Raw genomic sequence first — 17,204 nt, 5'->3', positions numbered from 1 at the left:
GGCGTGCTGCGGACCTGACCCACCTAATGTATTGGAGTTTTGCATGAGCATTTCGATCTCTTACAGCGCTACCTACGGCGGTAACACTGTTGCGCAATACCTGACTGACTGGTCGGCCTACTTCGGCGACGTCAACCATCGCCCAGGCGAAGTGGTTGATGGCACCAATACCGGTGGTTTCAACCCGGGCCCGTTCGACGGCACCCAGTACGCCATCAAGAGCACCGCCAGCGACGCCGCCTTCGTGGCCGACGGCAACCTGCATTACACCCTGTTCAGCAACCCGAGCCACACGCTGTGGGGCTCGCTGGACAGCGTATCCCTGGGCGACACCCTCGCCGGTGGTTCGGGCAGCAACTACCACCTGGTCAGCCAGGAAGTCAGCTTCAGCAACCTGGGCCTCAACAGCCTGAAAGATGAAGGCCGTGCCGGTGAAGTGCACAAGGTGGTCTACGGCCTGATGAGCGGCGACAGCTCGGCGCTGGCCGGCGAGATCGATGCCCTGCTCAAGGCGATCGACCCAAGCCTGTCGGTGAACTCCACTTTCGACGACCTGGCCGCCGCCGGTGTTGCCCACGTCACCCCGGCTGCCGCCGCCGCAGCCGATGTCGGCCTGGTGGGTGTGCAGGACGTGGCCCAGGACTGGGCACTGGCGGCCTGAGTGCCGGCTTGAGGCATAAAAAAGCGAATGCAGGATCGCTCCTCCATTCGCTGGTTTGACTCACCTCCGTCGCCCGAGTTTTCGAAGGCCAGGGCGGCGGCGGTGGCAAATTCTGGGGAGCGCCGGGGTGCCTGTCAACGCACCGGGCGCGCCTCTTGTCGTTCCGCTCTGCCTGAGCGGAAGACCCTGTATCCCTAAACTCTGCACAGGACACCTTGATGAGCAGGCCGAATCCACTTGCCGCTTCCGAGACGCTGGCGGCCCTGACGGCCTACAAGGGCGGCTTCTTCAACATCGGCCTGTTCTCGGCGGTGATCAATCTGCTGATGCTGGCCCCGGCCCTGTACATGCTGCAGGTCTACGACCGGGTGCTGGCCTCGGGCAATCAGATGACCCTGTTGATGCTGACGCTGATGATCCTCGGCCTGTTCGGCCTGATGGGGGCGTTGGAGTGGGTGCGCAGCCAGGTGGTGATCCACCTCGGCACCCAGATGGACATGCGCCTGAACCAGCGGGTGTATGACGCGGCGTTCGAGGCCCAGCTCAAGGGCAGCCCCCAGGCCGCCGGCCAGGCCTTGAATGACCTGACCGCGCTGCGCCAGTTCGCCACCGGCAATGCCTTGTTCGCCTTCTTCGACGCGCCCTGGTTCCCGGTCTATCTGCTGGTGATCTTCCTCTTTCACCCCTGGCTCGGTCTGTTGGCCCTGGGCGGTGCGCTGCTGTTGGTGGCGCTGGCCTGGATCAATCAGCATATCTGCCAGGCGCCGCTGGCCCAGGCCAGCCAGTTGTCGATCATCACCAGCCAGCAGGCCACGGCCAACCTGCGCAACGCCGACGCCATCGAAGCCATGGGCATGCTCGGCGCGCTGCGCGAGCGCTGGTTCGTCGGTCACCAGGGCTTTCTCGCTCAGCAGAACCTGGCCAGTGAAAAGACCGCCACTATCAGCGCCTGGTCCAAGGGCGTGCGCATGGCCTTGCAGTCCCTGGTATTGGGCCTGGGCGCGTGGCTGGCGGTGCAGGGGCAGATCACTCCGGGGATGATGATCGCCGGCTCGATCCTCATGGGCCGGGTGCTCAGCCCCATCGACCAGTTGATCGCGGTCTGGAAGCAGTGGAGCTCGGCGCGCCTGGCCTACGAGCGCTTGTCCGAGCTGTTGCAGGCCAATCCGCCACGGCCGGTGCGCATGAGCCTGCCGACGCCCAAGGGCAAGTTGAGTGTCGAGCAATTGAGTGCCTGTGCCCCGGGAAGTCGCCGTCCGGCCCTGAGCAACCTCGGCTTCACCCTGGAGGCCGGCCAGGTCCTGGGGGTGATCGGCCCTTCCGGTTGCGGCAAGTCCACCCTGGCTCGGCTGTTGGTCGGTGCCTGGACGCCCCTGACGGGAAAGGTGCGCCTGGATGGCGCGGACCTGGCCCAGTGGGACAAGCAGCAACTGGGCCCGCATATCGGCTACCTGCCCCAGGACATCCAATTGTTCGCCGGCAGCATTGCCGAGAACATCGCGCGTTTCGGCGCGCTGGACTCCGATCAGGTCCTGCAGGCTGCGCAAATGGCCGGGGTGCATGAGTTGATCCTGCAACTGCCCCAGGGCTATGACACGCGCCTGGGTGAGGGCGGTGCCGGGCTGTCCGGCGGGCAGCGCCAGCGCATCGGCCTGGCGCGTGCGTTGTACGGCTTGCCGGCGCTGATCGTGCTCGACGAACCCAACTCCAACCTTGATGAAGCTGGCGAACAGGCGCTGTTGCAGGCCATCAGCCAACTCAAGCAACGGCAGCGGACCCTGGTGCTGATCACTCACAAGCCCAATGTGCTGAGCCTGACCGACCAGCTGATGATCCTGCGCGAAGGCCAGCTGCAAGCCTTCGGCCCGACGGCGCGGGTGCTGGAAGCGAACCAGAAGGCCAAGGCCGCGCCGCCGCCCGCGGTACCGGTGAGCAATCCGGTGACCAGCCTGAACATGAATTACCGACTGGGCGTGGCCGGCGGCGAAGGGAAAAAAGCATGAAGGCGAATGTATCCACAGGCTCTGTTGCGCCGCTCGCGGGGCCCGCCGCCAGCAATGTGTTATCCCTGGACGACAGGAAGTATTCACGCCTCGGCTGGCTCCTGGTGCTGGGAGGCTTTGCCGGGTTTATCGGCTGGGCCGCCCTGGCGCCGCTGGACAAGGGCGTGGCGGTATCGGGCAAGGTCATGGTCTCGGGCCATCGCAAGACGGTGCAGCACCAGAGCGGCGGCATCGTCGAGCGGATCGAGGTCAAGGAGGGCGACCGGGTCAGCGCCGGGCAGGTGCTGCTGCGCCTCAACGAGACCCCGCTGCGCACCCAGATGCAGTCCTTGCGCAGTCAGTACCTGGGGTCCCTGGCCAGCGAAGCGCGACTCAATGCCGAGCGCGAAGGCGCCAGCGAGATCGTCTTCGATCCACAGCTCCAGGCCTTGGCGAGCGAACCTGAGGTGGCCGCCAGCCTGGCCCTGCAACGGCAGCTGTTCAGCAGTCGGCGCCAGGCCCTGAGTATGGAGCAACAGGGGATTGCCGAAACCATTGCCGGCTCCGAAGCGCAGTTGCGCGGTACCCGGGATTCCCAGGCCAGCAAGCGGCAACAGCGCAGTGCCTTGAACGAACAGTTGCAGGGCCTGCGGGAGCTGGCCCGGGACGGCTACATCCCGCGCAATCGCCTGCTGGACAGCGAACGCCTGTACGCGCAGATCGACGGCTCGATCGCCGAGGACTTCGGCCGCATCGGCCAGTTGCAGCGGCAGATCCTCGAACTGCGCCTGCGCATCCGCCAGTCCACCGAGGACTTCCAGAAAGACCTGCGCAGCCAGTTGGCCGACACCCGGATTCGCACCGAAGACCTGCGCAATCGCCTGGCCTCCGCCGAGTTCGAACTGGCCAACAGCCAGGTGCGCGCCCCGGCTGCCGGGGTGGTGGTGGGCCTGGAGGTGTACACCGAGGGCGGAGTGATCAAGCCGGGCCAGCCGCTGATGGACATCGTGCCCCAGGACGAGCCGCTGCTGGTGGAGGCGCGGGTGCCGGTGCAACTGGTGGACAAGGTGCACCCGGGGCTGCCCGTGGAGCTGATGTTCTCGGCCTTCAACCAGAGCACCACGCCGAGGGTGCCGGGGGAAGTGACCCTGGTGTCCGCCGATCGCCAGGTCGACGAACGTACCGAAGAGCCCTATTACACCTTGCGCGCCACGGTCAGCGCCGAAGGCATGCAGCAGTTGCAGGGCTTGCAGATCCGTCCGGGGATGCCGGTGGAGGCCTTTGTCCGTACCGGCGAGCGTTCGATGCTCAATTACCTGTTCAAGCCCCTGCTGGACCGGACTCATATGGCGTTGGTGGAAGAATGACTCGCGCCTTTTGCTTTCTCGCGCTGCTGTGCCTGCTGAGCAGCCCGTCGGCCCTGGCCCTGGGTTTGCTCGATGCCTACGATCTGGCTCTGCGTAACGACCCGACCTTCCAGGCGGCGATCAAGGAGCGCGATGCCGGTGAAGAGAACCGGGCCATCGGCCGTGCCGGGCTGTTGCCGAACCTGTCCTGGAGCTACAACAATTCGCGCAACCAGTCCGAGGTGACCCAGGACACGGTTCGTGGCGATGTCACCACCGATCGTGACTATCGCAGCTATGCCTCGACCCTGACCCTGCAACAGCCGTTGCTGGACTACGAGGCCTATGCGCGCTATCGCCAGGGCTCGGCCCAGGCGCTGTTTTCCGACGAGCGTTTTCGCGGCAAGAGCCAGGAACTGGCGGTGCGCCTGCTCAGTGCCTACAGCCAGGCGCTGCTGGCCCAGGAGCGCATCGAGCTGAGCCGGGCACAGAAGCGCGCCTACGCCGAACGCTTGCAGCTCAATGAACGTCTGCTCAAGGGCGGCGAGGGCACCCGCACCGATGTGCTGGAGACCCAGGCCCGTTTGAGCCTGGCCCTGGCGCAAGAGATCGAGGCCCAGGACCAGCAGGATGCGGCCCTGCGCGAGCTGCAAGCCATAGTCGGCGAGCCGTTGCAGATCGACGAGCTGGACCCGCTGACCCGGCAGTTCGAGATCCAGCCGCTGCAGCCCAACCGCTTCGACAGTTGGCGCGACCTGGCCATGGCCAACAACCCTGAACTGGCTTCCCAGCAGCAGGCCCTGCGGGCGGCGGAATACGAAGTGGAGCGCAAGCGCGCCGGGCACCTGCCCAAGATCAGCCTGTACGCCAGCAGCCGGCAGACCCGTTCTGATTCGGAGAGCACCTACAACCAGCAGTACGACACCAACACCGTGGGTATCCAGGTCAGCCTGCCGCTGTTTGCCGGTGGTTCGGTCTCGGCCTCGACCCGCCAGGCGGCCAGTCAGCTGTCCCAGGCGCAATATGAACTGGATGCGCAAACCGCCAATACCCTCAACCAGCTGCGCAAGCAGTTCAACCTCAACACCAGTGCCGCGGCCAAGGTCCGCGCCTATGAAATGGCCGTCAGCTCAGCCGAGGCCCTGGTGACCGCGACCCGCAAAAGCGTGCAGGGTGGCGAGCGGGTCAACCTCGATGTGCTGGACGCCGAGCAGCAACTGTTCACTGCCCGTCGTGACCTGGCGGATGCCCGGCATGCCTACCTGCTGGCACGGATTGAGCTCAAGTACTACGCCGGCCTGCTCAATGAACAGGACCTGCAGCAACTGGCTGGGTACTTTCAACCCGCGGGCTGACCTTGTGGCCGCTGCCGCAGGCTGCGACCGGGGCGCAGCCCCGCACACCCGGCGACGCAGACGTGCCTGATGCACCGCGGTGTCAGGTTTGCGCCTGCTTCGCAGTCGATCGCAGCCTGCGGCAGCGGCTACAGGAAGCGGTAGGGGGATCGGAGGCCCAGAATGACAACGGCCGTCTCGAGGACGGCCGTTGGGGAGCGGGGCAAATCAGCGGCGGGTCAGCAGGACCCCGGATTCCATGTGGTGAGTCCAGGGGAACTGGTCGAACAGCGCGCAGCGGGTGATGCGGTGGGTGTCGTGCAACTGGGCGATGTTGGCCGCCAGGGTTTCCGGGTTGCAGGAGATGTACAGGATGTTGTCGAAGCGCCGGGTCAGTTCGCAGGTGTCCGGGTCCATGCCGGCCCGGGGCGGGTCGACGAACACGCTGCCGAATTCGTAGCTCTTCAAGTCCACGCCCTGCAGGCGGCGGAACGGCCGCACTTCGTTCAGGGCTTCGGTCAGCTCTTCGGCGGACAGGCGCACCAGGGTGACGTTATCCACAGCGTTTTCGCTGAGGTTGCTCAAGGCGGCGTTGACCGAGGTCTTGCTGATCTCGGTGGCCAGTACCTTGCGCACCCGGGTGGCCAGGGGCAGGGTGAAGTTGCCGTTGCCGCAGTACAGTTCCAGTAGGTCGTCCTGGCGCTCGCCCAGGGCTTCATAGGCCCAGTTGAGCATCTTCTGGTTCACCGTGCCGTTGGGCTGGGTGAAGGCGCCTTCGGGTTGGCGGTAGCTGAAGGTACGCCCGCCGACTTCGAGCTTTTCCACCACGTAGTCCTGGCCGATGACTTCGCGCTTGCCCTTGGAACGGCCGATCACACTGACATTGAGGTCGGCGGCCAGTTGGCTCGCGGCCTTGTGCCAGTGCTCGTCCAGCGGGCGGTGGTAGCACAGGGTGATCATCGCATCGCCGGCCAGGGTGGTGAGGAACTCCACTTGGAACAGCTTGTGGCTCAAAGGCGCGCTGGCCTGCCAGGCGGCCTTGAGCCGGGGCATCAACTGGTTGATGCGCTGGCTGGCGATGGGGAACTCTTCAATGAGGATCGGCGTGCGTTTGTCGTCCTGGGAGAACATCGCGTAGTGGCGTTCACCGGCCTCGCGCCACAGGCGGAACTCGGCCCGCAGGCGGAAGTTCTGCAGGGGCGAGTCGAAGACCTGGGGCTCGGGCGCAGCGAAAGGCGCCAGCAGGTCACGCAGGCGCGCGACCTTGTCGTTCAATTGGGTGCTGTAGCTTGCGGCGTCAAAAGTCATGCGGCGAACCAACCCAGCTTGATCACGAACAATATCGACAGGATCACCAGCGGTGCGTTCAGCTCGCGGGCGCGGCCCGACAGCAGCTTGATCGCGGTCCAGGCAATGAAGCCGAAGGCGATGCCGTTGGCGATCGAATAGGTGAACGGCATGGCCAGGGCAGTGACCACCACCGGCGCGGCGACGGTGATGTCGTCCCAGTCGATTTCCGCCAGGCCCGAGGTCATCAGCACGGCCACGAACAGCAGTGCCGGCGCGGTGGCGAACGGTGGCACGCTGGCCGCCAGCGGCGAGAAGAACAGTGCCAGCAGGAACAGAATCGCCACCACGATGGCGGTCAGGCCGGTGCGGCCACCGGCGCTCACGCCCGCAGCGGATTCGATGTAGCTGGTGGTGGTCGAGGTGCCCAGCAGGGAGCCGGCCATGGCGGCGGTGCTGTCAGCGATCAGCGCGCGGCCCATTTTCGGCATGTGGCCGTCCTTGCCCATCAGGCCGGCGCGCTTGGCGACGCCGATCAGGGTGCCGGAGTTGTCGAACAGGTCGACGAACAGGAAGGCGAAGATCACGCTCACCAGACCAATGTCCAGGGCGCCCTTGATGTCCAGTTGCAGGAACGTCGGGGCCAGGGACGGAGGCATCGAGGTCACGCCGGCGAACGGGGTGAAGCCCATGATGATCGAGGCAATGGTCACCGCGAGGATGCCGATCAGCACCGCCCCGCGCACTTTCAGCGCTTCCAGGGCGACGATCAGGGCAAAGCCCAGGGTGGCGAGGATCGGCGCCGGCTTTTTCAGATCACCCAGGCCGATCATGGTGGCCTGGTTGCTGACCACGATGCCGGCGTTGTGCAGGGCGATCAGCGCCAGGAACAGGCCGATACCGGCAGCAATCGCCGAGCGCAGCGGCAGGGGGATGCTGTTGATGATCCATTCGCGGATCTTGAAGATCGACAGCAGGAAGAACAGCACCGCCGAGATGAACACCGCACCCAGCGCCACTTGCCAGGTGTGGCCCATGTGCAGGACCACGGTGTAGGTGAAGAAGGCGTTCAGGCCCATGCCCGGGGCCAGGGCGATCGGGTAGTTGGCGATCAGGCCCATGATGGTGGAGCCGATGGCGGCAGCCAGACAGGTGGCAACGAACAGGGCGCCCTTGTCCATGCCCGTCTCGCCGAGAATGCTCGGGTTGACGAAGAGAATGTAGGCCATGGCCAGGAAGGTGGTGACGCCCGCAAGAATCTCGGTGCGCACGTTGGTGTTGTGTGCCTTGAGTTGAAACAGCCTTTCCAGCATGTCTGCTCCCCGTGGCGCCGCCGGGCGCCGTGAATGTATCGACTCCAACAGCAAAGCACAGACTTTATAAGGTGCCTGTGGATTTGCCCTGGGTCGGAAAAAGCCGCGCATCATACCAGCAGCGTGGGCCAATGGCTGCGATCGTCGGCGATGTTTTGCACTGCTGGCAAGTAGCGCATACTGCGCGCTGCTTTTAAGGGGGGATTTATGCGCAGCACAGTGAAAATGACAGCATTGACGCTGCTGGGGGCAGCGGCCTGCTGGTTGGCGGCTCCGGCCCTGGCGCGTTCGGCGCCGCCGTTGAGCCAGGTGGAAATTCTCAAGGTGCTGTCACCTTCCTGCGGCCTGGAAGATGTCTCCGATGGGCGTGAACGCACCCAGTGCGACCACAACGGCCCGAACATCAAGGTCTACGTGCTGGAGATCGGCTACGGCCGCGAGCCCCATGTGAACCTGGACGGTTTCGAGGTCGACGGCACTCGCTCGCCGGTGTGTGAGGACGGCTCCGCCTATGTGCCCTGCGGCAACTCGGGAATCACCGTGGGCTACATCTATGTCTTCGACCTGGCGGGCAAGCAGGAAGGCACCTTCAGCTTCAGCAACACCTCGATCAACGCACCGGGCAATACCCTGAGTGCGCAGATCTACATCCGGTAGCCCCGAACGGCGTTCGGCAAAGCTGACTAAGCTCTAAAGACCTTCCTTGTGGAGTCATCCCCATGACCTTCAGAGCCTTGGTCACCCTTGCCGAAGGCATTGATGACCTGCAAAGCGTGACCCTGATCGACGTACTGCGCCGTGCCGAAATCGAGGTGTTGGCGGCCAGTGTCGAAAACCGGCGCATGCTCACCTGCGCCCGCGGCACCCGACTGACCGCCGACGCCATGCTGGTGGATGTGCTGGCCCAGCGCTTCGACCTGATTGTGTTGCCCGGCGGCGCGGTAGGTGCCCAGCATTTGGCGGGCCATCAACCCCTGATGCAGTTGCTCAAGGATCAGGCGGCCGCCGGCAGGTTCTTCGCCGGCATCGCCGAAGCACCGGCCCTGGCCTTGCAGGCCTATGGCGTGCTGCGCCAGCGGCGCATGACCTGCCTGCCCAGCGCCAGCCATCAGCTGTTGGGCTGTACCTTTGTCGACCAGCCGGTGGTGGTGGATGGCAACTGCATCACCGCCCAGGGTTCCGGCGCGGCCCTGACGTTTGCCCTGGCCCTGGTGGAGGCGCTGTGCGGTCGCGGCAAGCGCGCCCAGGTGGCAGCAGAGTTGCTGGTCTAGGGGCAATTGCGTTGATGAACCGCGACCTCACTTTCCATGGCGAGTGGCTCAAAGTCGGGTAACAAAGGCTAACCAGCCGCTCCTTGCACGGCTCGTCCCATCACCCCTATAGTTCGCGCCGTCGCTGCCAATTCAGCGAACGGGTTTGGTCACCCGAAATTAGAAGGCGCACGCGCCACCCTGGTTTGCAGGCACTTTTTCGTGTCCGCACGCTTCATGGTGGACTGTGCGCGGGACACCTTCGGGTGTGCCGGGTGCCTTCTTCCCGGTTGACCAACCTGTGCACAGTCCGCCACCCATCGTTTGGTCACGATTGGGGCGGTCATTCATAAAGAAGGATCTAATGATGAGTACCCCGAAAACTGCTGCTCACTATGTGCCGCTCAAATCCAACATAAGCCGGCCTGGTGTTTTTTTCATCAACGCCAATGCGTCCACTGAGGCGTTGCACGAGGCTGCAGAGCAACGCATGCGCACTGCTGCCAACCTGCTGGAAACCCTGTGCTGCCTGAACTTCAGCCACGGCGATGTGAAGGACATCCCGCACATCATCGATGTGCTCTATGTACTGACCCAGGATGGTTGCGACCTGCTGGAGGCGGCGAAATGGCGTGTAGCCGCTGAGGCTCAGCCCAGTCACTGATACCTGAATCTGGCCGCGCCCGTCCGGCGCGGCTTCAGGTCTTGGCCTCTTCCACTCGCTCGATCATCCGATCGCGCTTGGCCAGGGTCGGAAACAGCTTGATCCAGACCCCGGTCACGACCAGCGTGCCGACCCCGCCCAGCACCACCGCCGGCACGGTGCCGAACCAGTGGGCGGTCAGCCCGGATTCAAATTCCCCCAGCTGGTTCGAAGCGCCGATGAACAGGCCGTTTACCGCGCTGACCCGGCCGCGCATTTCGTCCGGGGTTTCCAGCTGCACGAAGGACGCGCGGATCACCATGCTGATCATGTCCGCCGCCCCCAGCACCACCAGCACCACCAGGGAAAACCAGAACGAGGTCGAGAGGCCGAAGGCGATGGTGGCCACGCCGAATACGCCGACGGCGGTGAACATCACTCGCCCGACCTTGCGCTCGACGCTGAAACGCGCCAGCCACAGCGACATCAGCAAGGCGCCCACCGCCGGTGCCGAACGCAGCAGGCCCAGGCCCCAGGGGCCGGTGAGCAGGATGTCCTTGGCGAACACCGGCAAGAGTGCTGTGGCGCCGCCCAGCAGGACCGCGAACAGGTCCAGGGAGATGGCGCCGAGGATGTCCGGGCGGCTGCGGATGAAGCGAATCCCCGCCAGCAGCGAATCGAGGGTGGCCTTGCCCTTGTTCAGCGGCGTCTGCCGGGCCGGCAGGTTGAGCATCAGCAGGCAGGCGATCAGGTACAGGACCACGGTGGGGCCGTAGACCCAGACGCTGCCGAAGGCATACAGCAACCCGCCCAGGGCCGGGGCGACGATGGTCGCCGACTGTTGCGCCGATTGCGCGGCGGCCACTGCCCGGGGAAACAGCGCCGCGGGCACGATGCTCGGCAGCAGGGCCTGGGTGGTGGGCATCTCGAAGGAACGGGCGCCGCCGAGGAGGAAGGCCAGGATGAAGATCATTTCCCGGGTCACGCTGTCGGTCAGGCTGCCGACGGCCAGGGCCAGGGCGATCAAGGCTTGTAGCGACTGACAGATAGCCGCCACTCGGCGCCGGTCGTAGCGGTCGGCCACATGCCCGGTGTGCAGCATGAACAGCACTCTTGGGGCGAACTCCACCAGCCCCACCAGGCCCAGGTCGAGCACATTGCCGGTCAGCTGGTAGAGGTTCCAGCCGATGGCCACAGTGAGCATCTGGAAACCACTGGCGGTGAAGATCCGGGCCAGCCAGAACGCAATGAACGGACGATGGTGACGGAGCAGCAGAGGGTCTTGGCTGGGCATCGGGCGGTCGATCTGAGCGGGGAGTGCGACGAGGTTATCACCAAGATGTAACCAATAGTTGCGGGGCGGGGGAAATCGTTAGCCACGCATCTATCTCGTTTTTCGCTCGAACACCGGGTCGCGAACCCTGTAGCCGCTGCCGCAGGCTGCGAACGCTTTGGGCGGCGCTCCGTCGCAGGAGACGCCAGGATCTTGAATACGCCGCAGGTTCGCCGGGAAATGGCCAGGCAAGACCCTGCGTACCGAACGCGGCCCGGCCTTTCGCAGCTTCGCAGGCTCAGCAGCGGCTACAGGCGTTTTGTGTGGGGAAAAGCCGGGAAAACCCCGGGTTTGGCGGGGTGAGGCAAGCTGTCACGCGGCAAATAACCACAGAGTTGCGCGCTGAAAATAAGACTACTCTTTTAACGTTGCTTGACCCAGATCAAAACCTTTTCCAGTGGTTTGATGTGGCGGCCGAAGGGCCAGAATCCCTACGTTGCGATGGTTTAAAAAAGAACGAATCCGAATTCGCCGAACTCCATATCCGTGGGGGCAGTAGGCGCTGGCCTGTGGCCCGCAGCCGGTTTTACCTGATAGAGGAAAGCTTATGTTCGGTTTAGAGGCGCTTGATCTCGCCCGAATTCAGTTCGCATTCACCGTTTCGTTCCACATCCTGTTCCCGGCCATCACCATTGGTCTGGCGAGTTATCTGGCGGTACTCGAAGGCCTGTGGCTCAAGACCCGCGACGATACCTATCGTGATCTTTACCACTTCTGGTCGAAGATCTTCGCTGTCAACTTCGGCATGGGGGTGGTTTCCGGTCTGGTGATGTCCTACCAGTTCGGTACCAACTGGAGCCGTTTCTCCGATTTTGCTGGTGCTGTCACCGGCCCCTTGCTCACCTATGAAGTGCTCACCGCGTTCTTCCTCGAGGCTGGTTTCCTCGGGGTGATGCTGTTCGGCTGGAACAAGGTCGGACGCAAGCTGCACTTCTTCTCCACGGTGATGGTGGCCATTGGCACCCTGATTTCGACCTTCTGGATTCTGTCCTCCAACAGTTGGATGCAGACCCCGCAAGGCTTCGAAATCGTTGACGGCCGAGTGATTCCGGTGGACTGGCTGGCGGTGATCTTCAACCCGTCATTCCCCTATCGCCTGGCGCACATGGCGGTGGCGGCGTTCGTCGCCACGGCGTTCTTCGTCGGCTCGTCCGCAGCCTGGCACTTGCTGCGGGGCCGCGACAACCCGGCCATTCGTCGCATGCTGTCGATGGCCATGTGGATGGCCTTGATCGTGGCACCGGTGCAGGCGGTGATCGGCGACTTCCACGGTCTTAATACCCTCAAGCACCAACCGGCGAAAATCGCCGCCATCGAAGGTCACTGGGAAAACGTCGGTAATGAGCCGACCCCGCTGATCCTCTTCGGCTGGCCGGACATGAAGGCTGAGAAAACCAAATACGCAGTGGAAATCCCTTACCTGGGCAGCCTGATCCTCACCCACTCGCTGGACAAGCAGGTGCCGGCGCTCAAGGAGTTCCCGCCCGAAGACCGCCCCAACTCGACCATTGTGTTCTGGTCGTTCCGGGTCATGGTGGGCCTGGGCATGCTGATGATCTTCACCGGCCTGTGGAGTGTCTGGCTGCGCAAGCGCGGCACCCTCTACACCTCGCGTCCGTTCCTGTACCTGACGTTGTGGATGGGGCCGTCCGGCCTGATCGCGATCCTGGCGGGCTGGTTCACCACCGAGATCGGCCGTCAGCCCTGGGTGGTCTATGGCCTGATGCGCACGGCGGATGCTTCGTCCGCACACAGTTTTGTGCAGATGAGCATCACCCTGGCGTTGTTCGTGGTGGTGTATTTCTCGCTGTTCGGCGTGGGTCTGGGCTACATGATGCGCCTGGTGCGCAAAGGCCCGGTCACCAACGAAGGTGCCGAAACCAGCCACGGTGGTCCCGGGCAGAAACGTACTCCGGCCCGTCCGCTGTCCGCAGCCGACGATGACCACGACGCCGACCACGGCACCCGCCTGAACAAGGGGAACTGAGTCATGGGTATTGATCTTCCGCTGTTGTGGGCCGTGATTATCATCTTCGGCATCATGATGTATGTGGTCATGGACGGCTTCGACCTGGGGATCGGGATTCTCTTCCCGTTCGTCAAGGACGACCGCGACCGTGACGTGATGATGAACACCGTCGCCCCGGTCTGGGACGGCAACGAGACCTGGCTGGTGCTGGGGGGCGCGGCTTTGTTTGGCGCCTTCCCGCTGGCCTACTCGGTGGTGCTCTCGGCGCTGTACCTGCCGCTGATCCTGATGCTGATCGGCCTGATCTTCCGCGGGGTGGCCTTTGAGTTCCGCTTCAAGGCCAAGGAAGACAAGCGTCATATCTGGGACAAGGCGTTTATCGGCGGCTCGGCGGCGGCGACCTTCTTCCAGGGCGTGGCTTTGGGCGCATTCATCGACGGCTTGCCGGTGGTTGACCGCCAGTTTGCCGGTGGCTCCCTGGACTGGCTGACGCCCTTCACCCTGTTCTGCGGCCTGGCGCTGGTGGTGGCCTATGCCTTGCTTGGCTGCACCTGGCTGATCATGAAGACCGAAGGCAAGCTGCAGCAGCAGATGCATGACCTGGCCCGGCCCCTGGCCTATGTGGTGCTGGCGGTGATCGGCATCGTCAGTATCTGGACGCCCTTGGCCCATGCCGATATCGCGGCGCGCTGGTTCACCCTGCCCAATCTGTTCTGGTTCCTGCCGGTGCCGATCCTGGTGCTGGTGACCATGTACGGCCTGCTCCGTGCTGTGGCCCGCAACGCGCATTACACGCCGTTCCTGCTGACCCTGGTGCTGATCTTCCTCGGCTACAGCGGCCTGGGTATCAGCCTGTGGCCGAACATCGTGCCGCCGTCGATCTCCATCTGGGACGCCGCGGCGCCGCCGCAAAGCCAGGGCTTCATGCTGGTGGGCACCTTGTTCATCATCCCGTTCATCCTGGGTTACACCTTCTGGAGCTACTACGTGTTCCGCGGCAAGGTCACCCACGAAGACGGTTACCACTAGGTAGGAGCCGGCTTGCCGGCGAACAGGCCCTTGCACCTTGTGCCTGGCTGGCCGGCGCTTTCACTGGCCAGCCAGCTCCGACGAGGGTTTGGGTCAAGCAGGAGTTGAAATCATGAGCGATAAACACTCTTTGCAGGAAATCGAACAGGCGGAAAAACAGCCCCTGTGGCGGCGCCTGGGCTGGCTGGCGATGATCTGGGGTGGCAGTGTGCTGGCCCTGTTCGTGGTGGCCAGCCTGATGCGCATGTTCATGAGCGCCGCGGGCCTGACTACCCACTGATCATCCCATCCCGTTGCCTTGCGGCACGGTTTCAACCCTCCGCTTGCGGAGGGTTTTTTTTGCCTGTTACTTGCGCGCTTTGAGGATCACGAACTTGGGCGTGGCCGCCACTTGTTCGACGCCGCGGAACAGCCGCGCCAGCTTGCTGTGATAACCCAGGTGACGGTTGCCGACGATATACAGCGCACCGCCCACCACCAGGGCTTCCCGGGCCTGTTGGAACATGCGCCAGGCGAGGAAGTCGCCCACCACCTGCTGCTGGTGGAACGGCGGGTTGCACAGCACCACGTCCAGGGACTGCGGCGCCTGACCGGCCAGGCCATCGCCGGCGCGCATCTCGGCTTCGCGCTCGCCCAGCACTGCCTGCCAGTTCTCCCGTGCCGACTGCACGGCCATGAAGGATTCGTCCACCAGGGTGTAGTGGGCCTGGGGGTTGTCCAGGGCGCTGGCGATCGCTAGCACGCCGTTGCCGCAGCCCAGGTCCGCGACCCGGGCGCTGCCGAGGTTCTGTGGCAAGTGCGGGAGGAAGGCGCGGGTGCCGATGTCCAGGCCTTCGCGGCAGAACACGTTGGCGTGGTTGAGCAGTTCGATGGCCGGCTGCTCCAGGCGATAGCGGGTCGGGTAGGGCGACACGACCGGCGGTCTGGCTTCTGGCGTGGCGACCAGCAGGCGGGCCTTTTTCACCGCCAGGGAGGCCTGCACCGGGCCGATGTAGCGCTCCAGCAAGTCACCGGCGGCGCGGGGCAGGTGCTTGACCATGGCCGCCGCCACGACCTGGGCGCCAGGGGCCAGTTGTCCCTGCAGGCGGATCAGCTGTTCTTCCAGCAGGGCCAGGGTCTTGGGGACGCGAATCAGCACCCGGTCGAAGGGACCGTGCAACGGCTCGCTGGCCGGTATCACCCGCAGGGCGTCAAAGGGCAGGCCGTTGCGCACCAGGTTCTTTTCCAGGGCCAGGGCGCCCAGGTACGAATCGCCGCTGCTGCTGACCTGGACCTTGCCCAGCAGGCTTGCAGCCAGGGCGCCGAAGCTGTCGTTGAGGATCAGCACCCGGGTATCGCTGGTCGGTTGCTGCTCGGCCAGATGGTTGAGCAGGTATTCGTCCGCTGCGTCGAAGGCTTGCAGCGGCTCGTTTTGCTGTTCGGGCTGGCGGATCAGGTCGAGCTGGGCGAAGGGGCTTGCAAGCAGGGGCATGGGGCGGACTCTAGGTAATCGGTGAATGTCCCGGCGGTGGGGGCTGTCGCGCGTACGGGAACCCTCGAACAGCGCAGGCGCGGGCCGTTCGAAGCGGGGCTAAATGGTACGTTTTTTTGCCGGGGATTGCCCGCGCTCTATGCCACTACAAACCGCCGGTGTTTCTGTCCGGCGCTTTGCGGGACACTAGCGCATCGCTTTTGTGGAGCCCGTCATGACCGCCAGTGAAGAAAAGTACACTCGCCAGACCCTGCTCGAGGTCCAGCCGCTGACCTCCAGCCTGTTCACCCTGCGCACTACCCGGGATGCGGGTTTTCGCTTTCGCGCCGGGCAGTTCGCTCGTCTCGGGGTGACCAAGGCCGATGGCAGCACGGTGTGGCGCGCCTATTCCATGGTGTCGTCGCCGTTCGATGAGTTTCTCGAATTCTTCTCCATCGTGGTGCCCGGCGGCGAGTTCACCAGTGAGCTGAGCCGCCTGGAAGTGGGGGACAGCCTGTTGGTGGATCGTCAGGCCTTTGGCTACCTGACCCTGGATCGTTTCGTCGACGGTCGCGATCTCTGGTTGTTATCCACAGGCACCGGGATTGCGCCGTTCCTGTCGATCCTCCAGGACTTCGAGGTCTGGGAGAAATTCGAACGCATCATCCTGGTCTACAGCGTGCGCGAGGCCAGGGAGCTGGCTTATCAGCAGTTGCTTGCCGAGTTGCCGCAACGTGAGTACCTGGCCGAGTTCGCGCATAAGTTGCAATTCATCAGCACCGTGACCCGCGAGCAGCACCCGGGCAGCCTCAATGGGCGCATCACCCAACTGATCGAGAACGGCGAGCTGGAACGCGCCGCTGGCGTGGAACTGACCCCCGAGCATTCCCGGGTGATGCTCTGCGGTAACCCACAGATGATTGACGACACCCGTGCCCTGCTCAAGCAGCGAGGGATGAACCTGAGCCTGAGTCGACGGCCGGGGCAGGTGGCGGTGGAGACTTACTGGTAACCAAAACGGCGCCTTGAGGGCGCCGTTGATGTATTGCAGGACTCGCCTCAGGGCTTGTTGTTCTGCGCCTTGAGCAGATCGCGGATCTCTCCCAGCAGCTCTTCTTCCTTGGTCGGTACCGGTGGCAGGGTAGGGGCCACGGCTTCTTCGCGTTTCAGGCGGTTGATGACCTTGACGCCCATGAAGATGGCGAAGGCGATGATGATGAAGTCGATGATGCTCTGGATGAACTTGCCATAGGCCAGAACCACCGCGGGTGCATCCCCTGCCGCCGCTTTCAGCGTGACCGCCAGGTCCCCGAAGTTCACCCCACCGACCAACACGCCGATGGGCGGCATGACCACGTCGCCGACAAAGGACGAGACGATCTTGCCGAACGCGGCGCCGATGATGATACCCACGGCCATATCGACCACGTTACCTTTGACCGCGAAGGCCTTGAACTCACTTAGCACGCCCATAGGTTATTCCTTGTTACAGATGAGGTTGGTTACGGCAGTGTAATTCAGCAAAAAGCATTTTGCCGACACAACTTTTAACAGCACGCGGGGTTATTGACCGATAAACAGGCAAAGAGTTTTTTCAAAGTGCCATC

General features: G+C 63.8%; 16 protein-coding genes. 11 read left to right on the top strand and 5 right to left on the bottom strand.

Annotated features, from left to right (window positions below; genetic code table 11):
* The first annotated feature begins 43 nt into the window (after window positions 1-43).
* From PQT43_RS19830 to PQT43_RS19815, 4 genes are all read left to right on the top strand, one after another.
* The gene (locus PQT43_RS19830) at window positions 44-661 is read left to right on the top strand and encodes a heme acquisition protein HasA (RefSeq protein ID WP_102865410.1); all 618 of its coding nucleotides are present in this window, start codon (window positions 44-46) and stop codon (window positions 659-661) included.
* Between the two features lie 218 nt (window positions 662-879).
* Window positions 880-2,664: a type I secretion system permease/ATPase gene (locus PQT43_RS19825; protein WP_102882286.1), complete on the top strand. Its 1,785-nt coding sequence runs from the start codon at window positions 880-882 to the stop codon at window positions 2,662-2,664.
* The gene (locus tag PQT43_RS19820) at window positions 2,661-4,010 is read left to right on the top strand and encodes an HlyD family type I secretion periplasmic adaptor subunit (RefSeq protein ID WP_272754462.1); all 1,350 of its coding nucleotides are present in this window, start codon (window positions 2,661-2,663) and stop codon (window positions 4,008-4,010) included. The genes PQT43_RS19825 and PQT43_RS19820 overlap by 4 nt, the downstream gene beginning before the upstream one ends.
* Complete coding sequence (locus PQT43_RS19815) at window positions 4,007-5,344, top strand: TolC family outer membrane protein (protein WP_102882284.1); 1,338 nt, start codon at window positions 4,007-4,009, stop codon at window positions 5,342-5,344. Before PQT43_RS19820 ends, PQT43_RS19815 begins: the two co-directional genes overlap by 4 nt.
* Before the next feature lie 207 nt (window positions 5,345-5,551).
* On the opposite strand, the gene trmA is transcribed toward PQT43_RS19815, so the two are convergent.
* Both trmA and PQT43_RS19805 read right to left on the bottom strand, forming a co-directional pair.
* Complete coding sequence (gene trmA, locus PQT43_RS19810) at window positions 5,552-6,631, bottom strand: tRNA (uridine(54)-C5)-methyltransferase TrmA (RefSeq protein WP_110596216.1); 1,080 nt, start codon at window positions 6,629-6,631, stop codon at window positions 5,552-5,554.
* Window positions 6,628-7,923 (bottom strand): NCS2 family permease, encoded by a 1,296-nt coding sequence (locus PQT43_RS19805; protein ID WP_272754461.1) that lies wholly within the window; start codon window positions 7,921-7,923, stop codon window positions 6,628-6,630. The genes trmA and PQT43_RS19805 overlap by 4 nt, the downstream gene beginning before the upstream one ends.
* A 207-nt stretch (window positions 7,924-8,130) precedes the next feature.
* Between PQT43_RS19805 and PQT43_RS19800 the strand changes: the two genes are divergently transcribed.
* The 3 genes from PQT43_RS19800 (at window position 8,131) to PQT43_RS19790 (ending at window position 9,837) form a co-directional block, all read left to right on the top strand.
* On the top strand, window positions 8,131-8,580 hold the full coding sequence (locus PQT43_RS19800) for a DUF4879 domain-containing protein (RefSeq protein WP_102882281.1): 450 nt from the start codon (window positions 8,131-8,133) through the stop codon (window positions 8,578-8,580).
* A gap of 62 nt (window positions 8,581-8,642) precedes the next feature.
* Window positions 8,643-9,194 (top strand): DJ-1 family glyoxalase III, encoded by a 552-nt coding sequence (locus PQT43_RS19795; RefSeq protein ID WP_102882280.1) that lies wholly within the window; start codon window positions 8,643-8,645, stop codon window positions 9,192-9,194.
* A gap of 346 nt (window positions 9,195-9,540) precedes the next feature.
* Window positions 9,541-9,837: a hypothetical protein gene (locus tag PQT43_RS19790; RefSeq protein ID WP_181433925.1), complete on the top strand. Its 297-nt coding sequence runs from the start codon at window positions 9,541-9,543 to the stop codon at window positions 9,835-9,837.
* A gap of 34 nt (window positions 9,838-9,871) precedes the next feature.
* Here PQT43_RS19790 and PQT43_RS19785 read toward each other — a convergent pair whose 3' ends face one another.
* Window positions 9,872-11,110: an MFS transporter gene (locus tag PQT43_RS19785; RefSeq protein ID WP_272754459.1), complete on the bottom strand. Its 1,239-nt coding sequence runs from the start codon at window positions 11,108-11,110 to the stop codon at window positions 9,872-9,874.
* A 586-nt stretch (window positions 11,111-11,696) separates the two neighbouring features.
* Here PQT43_RS19785 and PQT43_RS19780 point away from each other — a divergent pair.
* The 3 genes from PQT43_RS19780 to PQT43_RS19770 all read left to right on the top strand — a co-directional run bounded on the left by PQT43_RS19780 (window position 11,697) and on the right by PQT43_RS19770 (window position 14,427).
* Complete coding sequence (locus PQT43_RS19780) at window positions 11,697-13,136, top strand: cytochrome ubiquinol oxidase subunit I (protein WP_102865419.1); 1,440 nt, start codon at window positions 11,697-11,699, stop codon at window positions 13,134-13,136.
* Window positions 13,137-13,139: 3 nt separating this feature from the next.
* Window positions 13,140-14,147 (top strand): cytochrome d ubiquinol oxidase subunit II, encoded by a 1,008-nt coding sequence (cydB, locus tag PQT43_RS19775; protein WP_102882278.1) that lies wholly within the window; start codon window positions 13,140-13,142, stop codon window positions 14,145-14,147.
* Window positions 14,148-14,259: 112 nt separating this feature from the next.
* Window positions 14,260-14,427 (top strand): DUF2474 domain-containing protein, encoded by a 168-nt coding sequence (locus tag PQT43_RS19770; protein WP_102865421.1) that lies wholly within the window; start codon window positions 14,260-14,262, stop codon window positions 14,425-14,427.
* Between the two features lie 66 nt (window positions 14,428-14,493).
* Here the strand turns inward: PQT43_RS19770 and PQT43_RS19765 are convergent, their stop codons facing one another.
* Window positions 14,494-15,618 carry a methyltransferase gene (locus PQT43_RS19765; RefSeq protein ID WP_267268945.1) on the bottom strand — a complete coding sequence of 375 codons (1,125 nt, stop codon included), beginning with the start codon at window positions 15,616-15,618 and terminating at the stop codon, window positions 14,494-14,496.
* A gap of 214 nt (window positions 15,619-15,832) precedes the next feature.
* Here PQT43_RS19765 and PQT43_RS19760 point away from each other — a divergent pair, with 214 nt between their 5' ends.
* Complete coding sequence (locus PQT43_RS19760) at window positions 15,833-16,609, top strand: ferredoxin--NADP reductase (protein WP_102865423.1); 777 nt, start codon at window positions 15,833-15,835, stop codon at window positions 16,607-16,609.
* Between the two features lie 47 nt (window positions 16,610-16,656).
* On the opposite strand, the gene mscL is transcribed toward PQT43_RS19760, so the two are convergent.
* Entirely contained in the window at window positions 16,657-17,070 is a 414-nt protein-coding gene (mscL, locus tag PQT43_RS19755) for a large-conductance mechanosensitive channel protein MscL (protein WP_102882276.1), read from the bottom strand.
* Window positions 17,071-17,204: the final 134 nt, after the last annotated feature.

Source organism: Pseudomonas sp. BLCC-B112, assembly GCF_028550695.1.
GTDB classification, from domain to species: domain Bacteria; phylum Pseudomonadota; class Gammaproteobacteria; order Pseudomonadales; family Pseudomonadaceae; genus Aquipseudomonas; species Aquipseudomonas danubii.
The sequence above is the reverse complement of the archived record's forward strand: the minus strand, read 5'-3'. Positions and strand labels throughout refer to the sequence as shown.